This window comes from Chloroflexota bacterium, from assembly GCA_014360825.1.
Classification (GTDB): Bacteria; Chloroflexota; Anaerolineae; order UBA2200; family JACIWT01; genus JACIWT01.
In genome coordinates, this window is the sequence record JACIWT010000007.1 from 26,090 (window position 1) to 40,640 (window position 14,551).

Below are 14,551 nucleotides of genomic sequence, written 5' to 3' on the forward strand. Positions count from 1 at the left end.
AAAGTATATCATAGGAACCCTATCGAGGCAAAAAACTCTTAGTTCCGAGGTCCGCCTATTTACATACCATAGCCGAGAGCATTGCCTACGCTGAAAAAAACCATAACGGCGCTGATTTGCAGTGACCGGATCGGAATGAAGGCCTGTTTGCTACACGACAGCCTTTATTTGACCGCGGAAGGCGAGCGTGATATAATATATTAGAACGCTTGTTCGGAATCTCCGTGGAGGTGGGAAATGAAACGCGAAGAAGTACTGGCCATCTGCCGCAAGGCCCCAGATGTGGGTAAAGTAAAGCATGAGGATTTCGTAGATTACGTCGTTGTTTTGGAAACACCTCGCCGGATCGAAGGTGATTGGGTGATGGTGGAGACAGCGTACATGGCAGTGGACGGGAAACTGGCTATGGCCAACATGGATCATCGGCTGCAGGGCAAGCGGCTCGACTTCGAAGACCCAATTGTGCTGGTGGATAACGAGGAACAGTTGACTTTGATGGTCATCATCAATAGTGAGATCTACGGACGTCGACATGGCATCGCCACCTCGCGGAAGGTTGGCGGGACGGCTACGGAGGAGGCTTTCCCGTGGGAGGTAGCGGAGACATCGGCCATCGGGCGAGCACTCTCTGCAATGGGCTACGGTCTATTGCCAGGGGCAGGCTTGGCCTCGGCGGATGATATGCTACGCGTTGCCGCGTACGAAAAAGAGGCGGCCCGACGTCCTCGCAGCGTGGTCAAGCCGCCAGTTGCCTCACAGCGCAGGCCTCGCCAATCATCTGCGTTCCAGCGACGCAAGTTGGTGGAGATGTACAGCGAGGTGTACGAAGTTCCCGAAGACAAAGCTCAGACAGCTCTAAATGAGGCGTTCCAGCAACAATTTGGACACGGTTTGGAAGAGGCTACTTATGACGAAGGGGTTAAAATGACCGCCTGGTTGTTGCGGGAAAGGAAAGAAAAGGGGAAAGGTTGATCGGTTGCTATCAAATTTGACAAAGCCGCTGAAACACGGTAGCCTGGAGAACGCAAAATCTGGAGCGAGGAAGCAGCCCATGTGGAAGCGTCACATTCTTGTCTGTGGATTCTCAGCATTGCTGTTCCTTTCCACCGGTTTTCTGACACACGCCGACTGTCCCGACAACCGAGCGGTCAATAGCACCTTCGAGGAGGGAGCACGAAAGACCGAAGGCGAGGGCACCAGCCTTTCATCAGCAGTTGCCAACGGCTGGTATCCCTGGGCCATTTTAGGCGATGCTACCATTAATCGCGAACCTGAGTTTAAACTTGAGGATACGGATCTTTCACCCAGCCGATACCGGGCGCACAGTGGTCGTTACTCGCAGAAATTTTTCACCACTTTTGGTACGCATACCGCTGGGTTCTACCAGCGGATTCCTGCGCCAGCGGGGAGCACTGTCCATTTTTCTATCTGGGTGCAAATCTACACCGGCGAGGAGGAATTGCGCTCCGGTGGAGAGTTCATTTCGGACCTGCGTCGCCCCGGCAATTATCGAGTGTATGTGGGCATAGACCCTTGTGGCAACACCCCGTCCGGCTTTGGTGCGCCGCCACCGGATAGTGTGATCTGGTCAGAGCCAGTGATAGACCGCGAGACACGCCGTGAAAGCCCCGATGGTGTTATCTACGATGCCTGGGTACAACTGAGTGTTTCGGCTCCTGCTCAGTCAGATTACATTACGGTATACACTAGAGGCCAGCCCGAGTTCCCCGTGAAGCACAATGACTCCTTCTGGGACGACGCTTGCGTGATCATTGAGATCCCTCCGTCACCCACCCCTCGACCGACCAACACAACTCTGCCCACGGAGCCACCGACAGCGACCCCACTACCCACTGAGACGCCCCAACCAACTAAGACTTTGGCGCCATCACTCACACCAGTACCAAGCCCTTTGCCATCTACGACACCGGCTCCATCGCCAACGGTGATTGCTAGCGCTTCGGTTATTCCCACCCCACCGTTGTCAGGCGAGCAGAGTGCCAGTGATGAAATATTCCAGTGGCTGGCAATCTTTCTCTTGGCTGTGGCCACGATTTTCCTTTTCCTGGCTATCCGCCCGCGGAAGCACTAACAGAGTGTCTGAACCCTTTGTTCGCCAACCAACCGAACTTCAAAGCACGCGTCACCGCATCCTGTTCGTGATCCCCTCGTTAGGAGGTGGGGGTGCAGAGCGAGCCTGTATCAATATCTTGAGGGGCCTGGATCAAGAGTGGTTCGAGTGTGCCCTTTGCTTGTTTGCCAAAGAGGGTGCTTTCCTATCTGAGGTGCCGCCGGGCCTTCGTTCCTATGATCTACGCGGTCGCGTTCAATACGATCTGCGTCTGATTCCCCGGTTGTCCCGGATAGTACGCCATGAGCGACCTAGTGTGGTGCTTAGTTTCCTGCGCTATGCCAATGCTATTACAGTGTTAGCAGCCGCTTTCTCCCGCCCGCGTCCGGTCATTGTACTCAACGAGCAGAATTATCCCAGTGCAGAAATGCCCCGCTTCCGCTGGTTAAGATTCAGACGGACCGCAATACGCCGCCTCTACGCACAGGCCGATGTTATCACCGCCATCTCGGAAGGTGTGGCTAGCGACCTGACGACCACATTCCATGTGCCTCACAGTAGAATCGCCGTGATACCCAACCCAGTTGACGTGAACCGCATTCGGCTGTTGGCCCAAGAACCGGTGGACCATCCATGGTTCAACGGTGATGCGCCAGTGATCATCGCCGTTGGCCGATTGGAAGCACAGAAGGGATACCCTGACCTTATCGAGGCCTTTTCCATATTGCAGCGCGATGTGCCCGCCCGACTAGTAGTCCTGGGTGAAGGGTCCCAGAGAGAAGCACTGGAAGAATTGGCGCGTGAAAAACGGCTCGAGGACAAAGTAGTTTTCTGGGGCTTCCAGTCAAATCCCTATCGTTTTATGGCTCGCGCGGATGTTTTTGCTCTTTCCTCACTTTACGAAGGTTTCGGCAACGTAATTGTAGAGGCTCTGGCTCTCGGCCTACCTGTGGTGGCTACTGACTGTCAGTCTGGTCCCGCGGAAATCCTGGAGGGAGGGCGTTATGGGATGCTTGTGCCGGTGGGCCAACCGGATGCGATGGCCGAGGCCTTACGCTGCATCTTGCTGGACTCCGCACTAAGAGAACGACTGCGACGTGAGGGTCCCGCGCGGGCAGCCAACTTTGATTTACCCGTCATTGTAGAGCGTTACCATCATTTATTATCCGGTCTCCTGGAAGCAAGGGCGTCGAAATGCGCATCCTAATCACCACAGACATCTTCCCGCCCGATGTGGGTGGCCCGGCCACCTACGTGCCGCTCATTGCGGCACAACTCACAGCGCGCGGACACGAGGTCCATGTCCTGACTTACAGTCAGGATCATAGCGTTCCGGGAGACATGGATTATCCATTCCGCATCCAACGAGTGGTCATTAGAGGTTCGCGCCCTGCACGTTTTTGGCGGGTGGCCCGGCTGATCGCCCAATGGGGCCGAGAGGCTGACGTGTGGTATGTCAATGGCATGGGGTTGGAGGCTCGGCTGGCCGATCCACTGCGAAGAGTGCCTGTCGTGGCCAAGGTTGTGGGCGATATCGCCTGGGAGCGAGCGTTTCTCCGCGGTTGGGTACATGATGACATCGAAATGTTCCAATGTTGCCGTTACCCGCCGTGGGTAGAACTGCTGAAATGGCGACGCAACGCCATGTACGATGGAGTGCAGCGGGTAATCGCCCCTAGTAAATACCTCGCTCGCATCGTCGCTGGTTGGGGTGTGATGGCCTCGCGAATTGAGGTCATTCACAATGCCTTTGCGCCTCTGGCAACCTTGCCAAAACCGAAAGCCATAGCGTTGGGAGCGGATCGCATCATTGTCACCGCCTGTCGCCTGGTCCCGTGGAAGGGGGTGGATGGGATCTTAGAAGCGCTGGCTGGCCTGTCTAACGTAGGATTGGTGGTGATCGGTGAGGGGCCGATGCGAGCGGAATGGGAGGCGATGGCTAAGGCTCTGGATCTGAGCCGCCGCGTCTTGTTCACAGGGGCTATACGGCGAGAAGAACTCTACCAGTACATGGCCGCTGCGGATGTTTTTGTGTTGAATTCGCGGTATGAGGGCTTGCCTCATATCGTGCTGGAAGCCGCTGCGGCAGGGCTCCCGGTTGTCGCTGCGGATGCTGGTGGGACGGGAGAGGTTGTAATGGACGGCGTGTCTGGACTTCTGGTGCCGCCAGGGGACACCTTATCACTGCAGGCAACCTTAATGCGTCTTCTCTCCGATGAATCACTGCGAAGACGATTAGTGGAGGGTGCGCGAGCGCAGTTGGCCAACTTCAGCCTGGCACAAATGGTAGAGCGGACCGAGACAGTCCTTTCAGAGGCAGTGTCACAACGATGAATGTGCTGATGATGGGTTTTGACCCCACTTCTCTTGTGGACGATCCTGCCGTTGGCGACACACGACAGCGGTTGTTTCATTATGCCAGCGAGTTGGATCGCCGCGCGCCTGGCAGCCAGTTGCACGTGATCATCCGCACATCGCACAGGGCAAGGCTAGCCCCCAAGCGATTTGAACCCAACCTCTTTCTATATCCCGCGAACTCCAGGCCCGGCGCTTTTATCCTGGACGCCTATCGGCTCAGTAGCCATCTAGTCTGGGAGAAAGGCGTGACGCTGGTGACAACACAGTCGCCCTTCAGCGATGGGCTGACAGGCTATTTGCTGAAAAGGCAATATGGCATCAGACTACTTGTCCAACTCCACACCTGCACTCTCGATGACCCCTTCTGGCTGGCTGAAAACCGACTCCATCCCTGGCGGCGGAGACTGGGGCTTTTCGTGCTGCGACACAGCGATGGTGTGCGAGTTGTATCGGCACGGGCTCAGCGTTGGCTAACTGAGACGGTGGGATTGCCTCCAGAGCGCGTGTATCTCAACCCGGTGAGCGTATCGTTGACCGGAGATAACAAGATGGGCTACAATCCAGGTGGATATGTGCTTTTCGTAGGCGGGCTCAAGCCTGAAAAAGATATCTGTACTTTACTGTGTGCCTTCGCTCTGGTACGCAAAGCACTCCCCAGCGCCCGAATGATGGTAGTGGGTGATGGGCCAGAGGCAACCGCCCTGCGACGGAAAGCCAGCGAATTGGGCATATCTGAGGCGGTGGAGTGGGCAGGAAACATTCCCTATCAACAACTCGCCTCTTATTACTCCAAGGCCTCGGTTTTTGTACTACCGTCAGTTTATGAATCATTTGGCCGAGTGTTAATCGAGGCATTGAGTTTTGGCGTGCCTGTAGTCTCCACTGACACAGAAGGCGGAACGGAGATAGTTCGTGATGGGATCACGGGCTTCATTGTGCCCCGCCAAGACTGTGAGACGATGGCTCAACGCATCACCTACTTGCTCTCGCACCCTGCGGAGGCAGAGCGTATGGGTGCAGCAGGTCGCGAGGAGATCAGATCTCGCTACGATGCCCAGCGACTTCGGAGGGAGTTGATAGACATCTGGTTCCAGGTGGCCGCACGGTGACGAAACTGGTATATGTCCTGCCGGTATATGATGAGTACTCGTCCGAACACTTCTACCATCTCTACGGGTTTCTGGACAAACTCTCCAAGCGCGGAGATATCTTGATTTTCATTGAGCGATGTGTCAATCCCCCACAGTTCCCGGCCGGGGCAAGAGTGTATTACCGCCGTACCCACTGGCCAGTGATGAGTCTCCTGGAAACATTTCTGGTTTTGCTATCCGCCCGGTTGCGAGGGTACAATCGTTTCTACGTTCACTATTCGCTATCGGCTGCCTTTCTATGCGGTGTACTGACACGACTGACGGGCGGTATTTCATACTATTGGCATTGCGGACATCCAACAGAGTTCCTGCCCAAGTGCGTACGTAGTTTAGAGGATATTAAGTGCTGGCTACGCAATGGGCCATTATTAAGTTGGACCCTGCGGATCGTCCATTATCTCGTAACAGGCTCGCCAAAAATGGCGCGCTATTACAGTCAAGTTTATGGAGTGTCTCTGGAGCGAATTCGAGTGATGCCCAATTGGGTAGATTTAGATCGATTTTCTGGGTTGCCCTCAAAGGAAGCCTTGCGCACTGAACTAAGATTACCTCAAAACGTGCCAATGGTCCTTTTCTTGCATCGCCTGGTCGAGCGCAAGGGAGCACATTATCTGGTGCCCATTGCCCGCTTGGTAACGGAAAAGCGGCGAATGCTGTTCCTGATCGCCGGTGATGGACCTTACCGCGCCCGTTTGGAAGTGGAAATCAAGGATGCTGGGCTGGAGGGTTCATTTCGTCTGATCGGTTGGGTGCCCAATCGCGAGGTGATGCGCTATTTTGGTGCTGCCGACGTTTATATCATGCCCTCAGAGGAGGAAGGTTTCCCGCGCACACTCTTGGAGGCCATGGCGGCAGGTTGTCCTTTTGTGGCAACAGACGTGGGAGGCGTGCGGGATGTGGTTACACCATCGCAAAGGAAGTTCGTCGTGCCCAAGGGGGAACCAGTCCTATTTGCTGAGGCGTTGGATTGCCTGTTGGACGATGAGACTTTACGCCGTCATCTGGCTGTTGACGGGATGACTCGGGTGCAAGATTTCTCACAGGAGCGGGTAGTCGAGATTTTCTTAGACTTGCTCGGAGGCCAAGAGGCTGCCCTACATGCGGACATATGGGCGGAGTCGAACAACGCGAATGTTGCACCCTCGTAGAGAGTATGAAGATGAGAGATACCCAAGTCGTATCTATGATCCGAGCCAGGCCCGCTGCTGCCGTCACCAAGGCACTGTATTCCACACGATATGCTATGGCGTTATTCCGCGAGAGGGGATGCCGCCGAGTGCTTGATGTGGGATGCGGCGAAGCTTACCTTGAGAAGACGGAACCCGAGCGCTACGTTGGGTTAGATATTGAGCACCTACGACTAAGTGAGGCCCGCGGGCTGGGGGCGCGTAATCTAGTGCTCGGGAGTGCACAGCATTTGCCCTTTCGCGATGAGGTTTTCGACGGGGTACTGGCAAAGGACGTATTGGAGCACTTTTACTTAGAAGAGGCATTTGCTTTCCTCCACGAAGTGCGTCGCGTCTTGCGTCGTGGTGGCATCTTCGTTGTCACCACCACAAGGGCCGATCAGAGTTTCTGGGATAAGCCCGACCATGTTCGCCCCTACTCTAATAAATGGGTGCGACGAGTGCTGACTCAAGAGATGGATGCTTTTGAAGTGCTTGACGCGCGCGAACTCTCTGCTGGTATACCGGGTTTCGGGCGATTGGGTTTAGAACCATTGGCCCACGCCCTGGCCAACTATCTTGGTATCCGAGTAGGACACGGGATAATCAGTCTCATCCGTCGGGTCTGAGGAACAGTCAAAACGTGTCAGCCAGCTTGTGGTAAGAAGGCCAGCGAACATGCGTGCTCGAAAATCTCTGTTACTGCTGGTAACGAACCTAACACGCTCTGGCCTCGGCTTGATCTCCATGCTCGTCGTGGCCCGCTTGATGGGGCCTGTTGCTTTGGGGACCATTACCTACCTGTTCGGGTTAGTGGGGCTGCTGGCTATTGTATCCGACCTGGGTTTTTCGGTTGCCCACTTGAAACGCGCTTCCGAACCAGGCGCGGATTTGGGAACCTGTGTAGGCACATTCCTCAGCGTCAAAGCCATACTGAGCCTGGTGCTTTTGCTCATTATTCTCCTCGCGCCACCTATAAGCGGAGCACTGGGACACCCACTCCTGAGTGGATCTATCCAAACCACAGCCTATTATCTCATCGCTCTGACACCGCTTCTAAACAACTTTTCCCAGGTGGTTCTGTTCACATTCGAGGCCAGACAAGAGGCAGCCCGTGGGAGCGTAGCGGCGCTTCTGGGCGGAGTGGTCACCGCTACGGCCCGAATCATAGTGGCCGTTTTCGGGCTGGGCGTGGTGGCTTTGAGTTTGGCATACAGCCTGGAAGCAGTGGCGGTTTTCATTGCCGCCCTCGCTTTGTACCGCGGATATCCGGTGTCCCGGCCGCGACGCGAACACCTGACTAGTTACACCCAGTATGCCCTGCCCGTCCTTCTCGCCTCTGTGCTCGGCACTGCTACCCTAAATGTAAATCCTGTCCTGATTGAGAAACTCTGGGACACGGTTGAGGTAGGGTATTACGGCAGTGTCTTGGGGGTTGCGAACTTGATAGGCCGCCTGTCGTCGGCGGCCATGGTCATTTTCTTCCCGCAGGCTTCGGAAGACATTGCGCTGGGACAGTTGGATGAAGTGCGACGCCGCCTGCTCGTCGTGGAGCGACACCTGCTCAATTTAACCGTGCCCCTGGCGGTATTAATAGCGTGTTTCAGTCCAGAAATCATCACGTGGCTACTGCGCCCCGATTTTTTGCCCGCCGCTCCTGTTCTGGCCATTTTGGCTATTGACACTGTGGTCACTGTTTTCTTCCAGCCTTACAGCATGGTGATCTACGCAGTGGAAAAGCACCGATATCTGGTTATATCGGCCCTCATCCAATTGGCGACGTTGGTTGGGATGGGTCTCCTACTCATCCCCAGAGGTCTGGGGGGACTCGGCGCAGCCGGGGCAGCAATGGCGATGCTGGTCGCCGATTTGGTCAGTGGCCTGTATCAGGTCCATCTGTCAGCGAAATTCGCTCAGATTGGCACATATCCAAAGTGGTTCGCTTACGCCATTGCCGGTGCTGCCTCTTACACGGTGTTATGGGTGCTGGGGTCATTTGCCAGACCGTTGGGGTTGATAAAAATAACATTGCTTGTCCCGATTGGCGTTGGGGTATGTCTAGTATGCCTGGCGCTGTTCGGACAATTTCACTGGGACGACCTACGCCTTTATTTGGATCTGGTGAGCCCGGCGAAAATGTGGCAGTATGTCCGGAAAGAGTTGGCAAGAGAATAAAGGCTGGTGACACACGAAAGGCAGGAGGCAGGCGAGTGCTGGCCTTGAGAAAAGGTTGGCTATCTACCAGCTATAGCCGCCGTATCCTAGACCAGGAACTGGCAGGATTCCGTGACGTGTTCCAGGGCATTGTCCTCGATGTTGGCGGGCGGCGACGGGGCCAGGTGCAATACGGCCCTCTGATAGGACAGGGAGTGCACCGATGGCTTACTTTGAATATAGACCGGGCAGCCAAGCCCCACTTGTTAGCCGACGCCACCGCGCTACCGCTAGCAAGTAGGTCCGTGAATGTTGTGATCTGCACGCAAGTTCTCGAGCATATGAAGCAGCCAATCCTGGCGATCGAGGAAATGTACCGTGTATTGCGGAGCCCAGATCCCGGATCAGGTTTACCGGGTGGGGTGCTTGTGCTCAGTGTGCCTTTTTTATACCGAATTCATGGGGCACCCCAGGACTACTTACGTTTCACGGAATATTTCTTGCGCCACTCGGTCGAAATGGCAGGGTTCCGCATCGTGCAGTTGAAGAAATTGGGACTCTTTTTCGCCGTTTTGTGCGATATGATCAAACAGGCGATCAGCGAAGTGCAACCTGCGCCCTTGCGTTGGGGCCTGGGTTTGCTTTTCTTGCCCGTGGCAGAGTTACTCATCGGGTTAGAACGTTGCCCGTGGATACAGCGCTCCCGAACGTTGAACACATACACCACCGGGTACTTACTTGTAGCCGAGAAGTTGAGCCAGGAGGAATAGCAACAGATGAGCAAGGTAGGACGAGCCCATTGGCGCGCATCGGCAGGTGATGACTTCCCATGATGCCGCAGAAACTCTCGAAACCCATCGTGCAACATTGGCCTCATCTTTTCGCTGTGGATTGGGCCTTTCGGGCGATGAAATGAGAACGCGAATTCTCGAGGTAGTGGCTTCTTCCAGGGGCGGCGGAGCCGCACATGTGCACAATTTGGTGACGGGGCTCGGCGCTGCATCCTTCGACATCACAGTGGCCATGCCAGAGGACGGCGGACAGGTCACGGCAGCGGATATCGAGGCTGCTGGAGCGCGTTTCAGTCCTTTGAGCACCTCCTCTTGGCAACCAGTGTGGCAGGTGCGCAGGCTTATCCGCACCAAAGGGTGCGATTTGATGCATGCTCACGGGCTGCGCGCCGCCCTATTCACTCGGCTGGCATTACTTGGGCTTCGATCTCGACCAACCTCCGTCGTTACCATCCACGGCTTCGCTGTACCCTATTACGCGTGGCCCAAGCGGACTCTCCTCTTGTCGCTAGAGCGCGCACTGTTTCCACTGACCGATTGTGTGATATGCGTATCGGCGGCGGAGCAGCTGGACTACCTGCGCGCGACCGGCATCTTGCCAGAACGAACACGGGTGATACTTAACGGCATAGATACCGAGCGGTTTCGACCTGGTAACGGGCGTGAGTTGCGCCAGGCTTTGACCACCGGGAGTGCCTTTCTGGTAGTTACCGTGTGCCGGTTGTACATCCCGCGGGACTTTGATACTCTGCTACGCGCTTTTGACGCCCTACGAACCGACGTGCCGGCAAAGTTGTGGATCGTGGGCGATGGTCCGCTGCGTCCGATGATTGAAGAATTGGTGCAGAGGCTGGACATAGAGAAGCAGGTGGTTATGCTCGGCATGCGCCGTGATGTACCAGACGTCCTGAGAGCAGCCGATGTCTTCGTTCTCACTTCCAGGGGGTGGGAAGGGTTACCCCTCACTGCACTAGAGGCACAGGCCAGCGGTGTCCCCGTGGTTATCACCGATGTGGGGGGCAGTAGGGAGGCCATTGCCGACGGCAAGACGGGTATTTTAGTGCCCCCACGGGACGCCAGTGCCCTTTATCGAGCGCTGCTGCAGTTAGCCCGTGATCCGGGATTGAGGGCGAAGATGGGACGGGCCGGGCGAGAACGGGCCGCAACGCAGTTCTCACTTCAACGCATGGCACGTGAGACTGCTGCAGTCTACGAACAATTTCTCACGCGAAGGGACTGAGGATGTTTGAGGAGAAGTGGGACATCTTGCACGTCTACAAAGACTACTACCCAGTCGTAGGTGGCATAGAAAATCACATCCGCGTGATCGCCGAGGCCCAGGCCGCACGCGGACACAGAGTCACCGTGCTGGTTACAAACCAGCATGGACCGACCACCACAGAAGATTTAGGCGGCGTTCGCATTATCAAGGCACGACGGCTGGCAACGGTGGCCTCCGCCCCCCTCAGCCCGACGCTGGTCTCTATCCTGCGAGGAATGAAACCTGATATCTTGCACCTGCACTCGCCTTATCCTGTGGCCGAGATGGCTTACCTCCTGGCCGGGCGTGCCCAGGCCAGCGTGCTCACGTATCACAGCGACGTGGTCCGGCAAAAGAACATCCTGCGCTTTTACCGACCTATCTTCTGGCGTGTGCTCCACAAGGTGAATGTAATCATCGCCACCAGCGAGAACTACGTTCGCACGTCACCTTATTTGCAGCGGGTGAGAAATAAATGCGTGGTCATCCCCTTGGGGACGGATGTAGACCGTATCGCCAATGCTGACCGAAGGGCTAGCCAAGCCATTCGCGCCCGATACGGCGAACCATTACTGCTTTTTGTAGGGAAACTGCGCTACTACAAGGGATTGCAGTACCTGATAGCAGCCTTACCCCAGTTGCCAGATGTAAAGTTACTTGTCGTAGGAACAGGGCCGATGGAAGAAGAGTGGCGAGCATTAGCGGCGAAGTGGAACGTTGCTGAGCGTGTGATTTTCGCAGGTGAGGTGCCCGATGAGGATCTGCCAGCATACTACCATGCGGCCGACTTGTTCGTCCTGCCCGCTTGTGAGCGCAGCGAGGCCTTTGGCACGGTATTGCTCGAGGCGATGGCCGCTGGACTGCCGCTGGTCACCACAGAACTCGGCACCGGCACCTCCTGGGTCAATCAAGGTGGCGTGACAGGACTAATCGTGCCACCTCGCGATCCCAGTGCCTTGGCGAACGCTATTCACCGGCTGTTGGACGATACGGCATTGCGCCGGGAGATGGGACGCAAGGCTTTCGACCGCGTGCGCAACGACTTCACTCAAGATGTGATGGTGGAACGCATCCTGGCCCTTTACCATCAGTTGCTTGCAGATTGAGAGGGGGCTAAAATGCCATTTGTAGTGGTGCATTGGTGCACCACTCAAACGAGGAGGTTAATTCAATGCCAGACATGATACCGGAGCCATACCGTATCAAAGTTGTCGAGCCCATCCGGCAAACCACCCGCCAGGAAAGAGAGCACATCCTAGCCACAGCGGGTTACAATGTTTTTAACATCCGCAGCGAGGATGTGTACATTGATCTTCTCACGGATAGCGGCACCTCGGCCATGAGCGATAACCAATGGGCGGGCATGATGATAGGCGATGAAGCCTATGCGGGCTGTCGGAATTACTTCCGTCTTGAAGCAGCGATCCGCGACATCACCGGTTTCAAGTACTTCGTGCCCACACACCAGGGGCGGGCGGCGGAAAAGGTGCTCTTCTCCGTAGCAGTGAAGCCAGGCCAACATGTGCCTAGCAACACGCATTTCGATACTACCCGCGCCAACATCGAGGAAGTTGGTGGAGTTGCCACAGATCTAGTTATCCCGGAGGGACTAGACCCCACGAGCCGCCATCCTTTCAAGGGTAACATGGATACAAAGAAATTGAGACAATACATCGAAAAAGTGGGTGCGGAGAACATTCCTCTGGCTATGCTCACCATCACCAATAACTCGGGCGGGGGCCAGCCAGTCTCGATGGCCAACATCCGCGCTACGAAAGAAGTGTTAGCAGAGCACGGCATTCCACTCTTCATTGACGCCTGCCGCTATGCCGAAAACGCCTATTTCATCCAGCAGCGCGAGACAGGGTATAAAGATAAACCCATTATCGAGATCGCCCGCGAGATGTTCACCTACGCCGATGGTTGCACTATGAGCGCGAAGAAGGACGGGTTAGTGAACATCGGCGGCTTCCTGGCAATGAATGACGAGGGACTCTTCCAGCGGGTCTGCCAGCGACTCATTCTGTGGGAGGGGTTCACTACCTACGGAGGGTTGGCAGGGCGGGACTTAGAGGCCATTGCTCGGGGCCTGTACGAAGCGTTAGACGAACGCTATCTGGCCCATCGCATCGGCCAAGTGCGCTACTTGGGCGACCGGCTGCTGGAAGCAGGCGTGCCCATCCTGGAGCCGACGGGCGGACACGCCGTCTATCTCGATGCCAAACGCTTTCTTCCCCACATTCCACAATCCCAACTCCCCGCCCAGGCACTCGTCGTACACTTGTATCTGGAAGGGGGCATCCGGGCTGTGGAAATCGGCACCGTCATGTTCGCCCAGAAGGACCAGAGCACCAGGCAGTGGACCTACCCAGCACTTGAATTGGTGCGATTAGCAATACCCAGGCGCGTGTACACTCAAACTCACCTGGATTATGTGGCCGAAGTCATAATTGAGTTATATCGCAAGCGCGATGCTATCAGGGGCATGCGTATGACTTATGAACCGCCTTTTCTACGACACTTCCGGGCACGGTTCGAGTTCGTGGAGTCGTAACGACCCGGGCCGATTCTACTCTTGTGGCACCACAGCAGCAGCCAGCACCCCGGCTCCAGCGTGAGTGGCAAGCACAGGCCCGGCCTCGCCTATCAAGATACTACCTTCATGAAACCCGGTGGCCTGAGCAAGGTCATGAGCGAATGAAGTTGCTACCTCAGGGATCCGGGTATGTACCACGATCAACATCTCCGCAGGGGTGCGTGTTAGTATCGCCTCCCTCAGGCGCTGAACACCTTTATCAAAAGAGCGCGGCGTACCGAAAAGTTTGAGTTCTCCCTCCACCATTGTCAACATCGGCTTGATCTGAAGGGCGCGCATCACCTGATCGAGCACGGGCATGAGCGCGTTCGCTCGACCACCGCGTCGGAGATTCTCGATGGTGTCAAGCAATATGAAGAGTTTCAGCCGCTCTCGGATGCTCTCCAAGAGGGGGATAATATCACTGATCTCAGCTCCCTCCCCTGCCGCTTGTGCAGCCCGCAGAGCCATATAACCAAGCCCCAGCGAGAGCGTCTGTGAATCAAAGGCTACAACATCTCCACCAAATTCCTGGGCCGCAGCCCAGGCCGAGTTGTACGTGCCGCTATGCTTGCTGGTTAACGTCAGGCAGACGACCTTGTGGCCTGCTTCTACCAGGGGCTTGAAAACGGAGTAAAACGCTCCTGATGACGGCTGTGACGTTTGGGGGTGCTCAGGACCGCCCATCCGACTCCAAAATTCTTCGCGCGTGATCTGATCATCCGTATAAGTTTGTTTTCCGAAATTGAGAACCAGCGGCACAATGGTGATGCCATGAGCGGCAGCAACAGTCGAATCGAGATCACATCCGCTATCGGTGACGATCTTAACGGTTTGCATAAGCCCCTCCAGATATGTTTCCTGAGGATATCATCAGCCCAACGTGAGATTCTTTGCTACTACTAACACCTCTGAGGGGCCTTCGTTGCATTTTTGGCCACCGACTGTCCGAGACCGAGATCCGGCGAGTTCGCATTATATAGCATTGTGAACGACTGCGTGGCTGAAGTATAATTTGCAATGG

Annotated in this window: 13 protein-coding genes; 12 read left to right on the forward strand and 1 reads right to left on the reverse strand. The window is 55.7% G+C overall.

The annotated features are described in order from the left end of the window. Nucleotides 1-237 precede the first annotated feature (237 nt). The 12 genes from H5T64_06010 to H5T64_06065 all read left to right on the forward strand — a co-directional run bounded on the left by H5T64_06010 (nt 238) and on the right by H5T64_06065 (nt 13,506). Nucleotides 238-972 carry a hypothetical protein gene (locus H5T64_06010; protein MBC7263901.1) on the forward strand — a complete coding sequence of 245 codons (735 nt, stop codon included), beginning with the start codon at nt 238-240 and terminating at the stop codon, nt 970-972. A 79-nt stretch (nt 973-1,051) separates the two neighbouring features. Beyond that, a complete protein-coding gene (locus H5T64_06015; protein ID MBC7263902.1) occupies nt 1,052-2,092 on the forward strand; it encodes a hypothetical protein in 1,041 nt (346 codons plus the stop codon). 4 nt (nt 2,093-2,096) lie between these two features. After that, nucleotides 2,097-3,278 carry a glycosyltransferase gene (locus tag H5T64_06020; protein MBC7263903.1) on the forward strand — a complete coding sequence of 394 codons (1,182 nt, stop codon included), beginning with the start codon at nt 2,097-2,099 and terminating at the stop codon, nt 3,276-3,278. Beyond that, nucleotides 3,266-4,405 (forward strand): glycosyltransferase family 4 protein, encoded by a 1,140-nt coding sequence (locus H5T64_06025; GenBank protein ID MBC7263904.1) that lies wholly within the window; start codon nt 3,266-3,268, stop codon nt 4,403-4,405. The genes H5T64_06020 and H5T64_06025 overlap by 13 nt, the downstream gene beginning before the upstream one ends. Further along, a complete protein-coding gene (locus tag H5T64_06030; protein ID MBC7263905.1) occupies nt 4,402-5,538 on the forward strand; it encodes a glycosyltransferase family 4 protein in 1,137 nt (378 codons plus the stop codon). Before H5T64_06025 ends, H5T64_06030 begins: the two co-directional genes overlap by 4 nt. Continuing rightward, nucleotides 5,535-6,728: a glycosyltransferase family 4 protein gene (locus H5T64_06035; protein MBC7263906.1), complete on the forward strand. Its 1,194-nt coding sequence runs from the start codon at nt 5,535-5,537 to the stop codon at nt 6,726-6,728. The genes H5T64_06030 and H5T64_06035 overlap by 4 nt, the downstream gene beginning before the upstream one ends. 11 nt (nt 6,729-6,739) lie before the next feature. After that, complete coding sequence (locus tag H5T64_06040) at nt 6,740-7,375, forward strand: class I SAM-dependent methyltransferase (GenBank protein MBC7263907.1); 636 nt, start codon at nt 6,740-6,742, stop codon at nt 7,373-7,375. A gap of 49 nt (nt 7,376-7,424) precedes the next feature. Continuing rightward, nucleotides 7,425-8,921, forward strand: a complete 1,497-nt coding sequence (locus tag H5T64_06045; protein ID MBC7263908.1) for an oligosaccharide flippase family protein — start codon at nt 7,425-7,427, stop codon at nt 8,919-8,921. 35 nt (nt 8,922-8,956) lie between these two features. After that, nucleotides 8,957-9,670: a class I SAM-dependent methyltransferase gene (locus H5T64_06050; GenBank protein MBC7263909.1), complete on the forward strand. Its 714-nt coding sequence runs from the start codon at nt 8,957-8,959 to the stop codon at nt 9,668-9,670. 142 nt (nt 9,671-9,812) lie between these two features. Continuing rightward, nucleotides 9,813-10,931 (forward strand): glycosyltransferase family 4 protein, encoded by a 1,119-nt coding sequence (locus H5T64_06055; GenBank protein MBC7263910.1) that lies wholly within the window; start codon nt 9,813-9,815, stop codon nt 10,929-10,931. A 2-nt stretch (nt 10,932-10,933) separates the two neighbouring features. Next, complete coding sequence (locus H5T64_06060) at nt 10,934-12,058, forward strand: glycosyltransferase (protein ID MBC7263911.1); 1,125 nt, start codon at nt 10,934-10,936, stop codon at nt 12,056-12,058. A gap of 65 nt (nt 12,059-12,123) precedes the next feature. Next, a complete protein-coding gene (locus H5T64_06065) occupies nt 12,124-13,506 on the forward strand; it encodes a tryptophanase (protein MBC7263912.1) in 1,383 nt (460 codons plus the stop codon). A 15-nt stretch (nt 13,507-13,521) separates the two neighbouring features. Here the strand turns inward: H5T64_06065 and H5T64_06070 are convergent, their stop codons facing one another. Then, entirely contained in the window at nt 13,522-14,367 is an 846-nt protein-coding gene (locus tag H5T64_06070) for a DegV family protein (protein ID MBC7263913.1), read from the reverse strand. Nucleotides 14,368-14,551: the final 184 nt, after the last annotated feature.

What these genes read in the sequence shown, in the direction of transcription:
- H5T64_06010 (MBC7263901.1), top strand. Translation starts at nt 238, where the DNA reads ATGAAACGCGAAGAAGTACTGGCCATCTGCCGCAAGGCCCCAGATGTG.
- H5T64_06015 (MBC7263902.1), top strand. Translation starts at nt 1,052, where the DNA reads ATGTGGAAGCGTCACATTCTTGTCTGTGGATTCTCAGCATTGCTGTTC.
- H5T64_06025 (MBC7263904.1), top strand. Translation starts at nt 3,266, where the DNA reads ATGCGCATCCTAATCACCACAGACATCTTCCCGCCCGATGTGGGTGGC.
- H5T64_06030 (MBC7263905.1), top strand. Translation starts at nt 4,402, where the DNA reads ATGAATGTGCTGATGATGGGTTTTGACCCCACTTCTCTTGTGGACGAT.
- H5T64_06040 (MBC7263907.1), top strand. Translation starts at nt 6,740, where the DNA reads ATGAGAGATACCCAAGTCGTATCTATGATCCGAGCCAGGCCCGCTGCT.
- H5T64_06045 (MBC7263908.1), top strand. Translation starts at nt 7,425, where the DNA reads ATGCGTGCTCGAAAATCTCTGTTACTGCTGGTAACGAACCTAACACGC.
- H5T64_06055 (MBC7263910.1), top strand. Translation starts at nt 9,813, where the DNA reads ATGAGAACGCGAATTCTCGAGGTAGTGGCTTCTTCCAGGGGCGGCGGA.
- H5T64_06060 (MBC7263911.1), top strand. Translation starts at nt 10,934, where the DNA reads ATGTTTGAGGAGAAGTGGGACATCTTGCACGTCTACAAAGACTACTAC.
- H5T64_06065 (MBC7263912.1), top strand. Translation starts at nt 12,124, where the DNA reads ATGCCAGACATGATACCGGAGCCATACCGTATCAAAGTTGTCGAGCCC.
- H5T64_06070 (MBC7263913.1), bottom strand. Translation starts at nt 14,367, where the DNA reads ATGCAAACCGTTAAGATCGTCACCGATAGCGGATGTGATCTCGATTCG.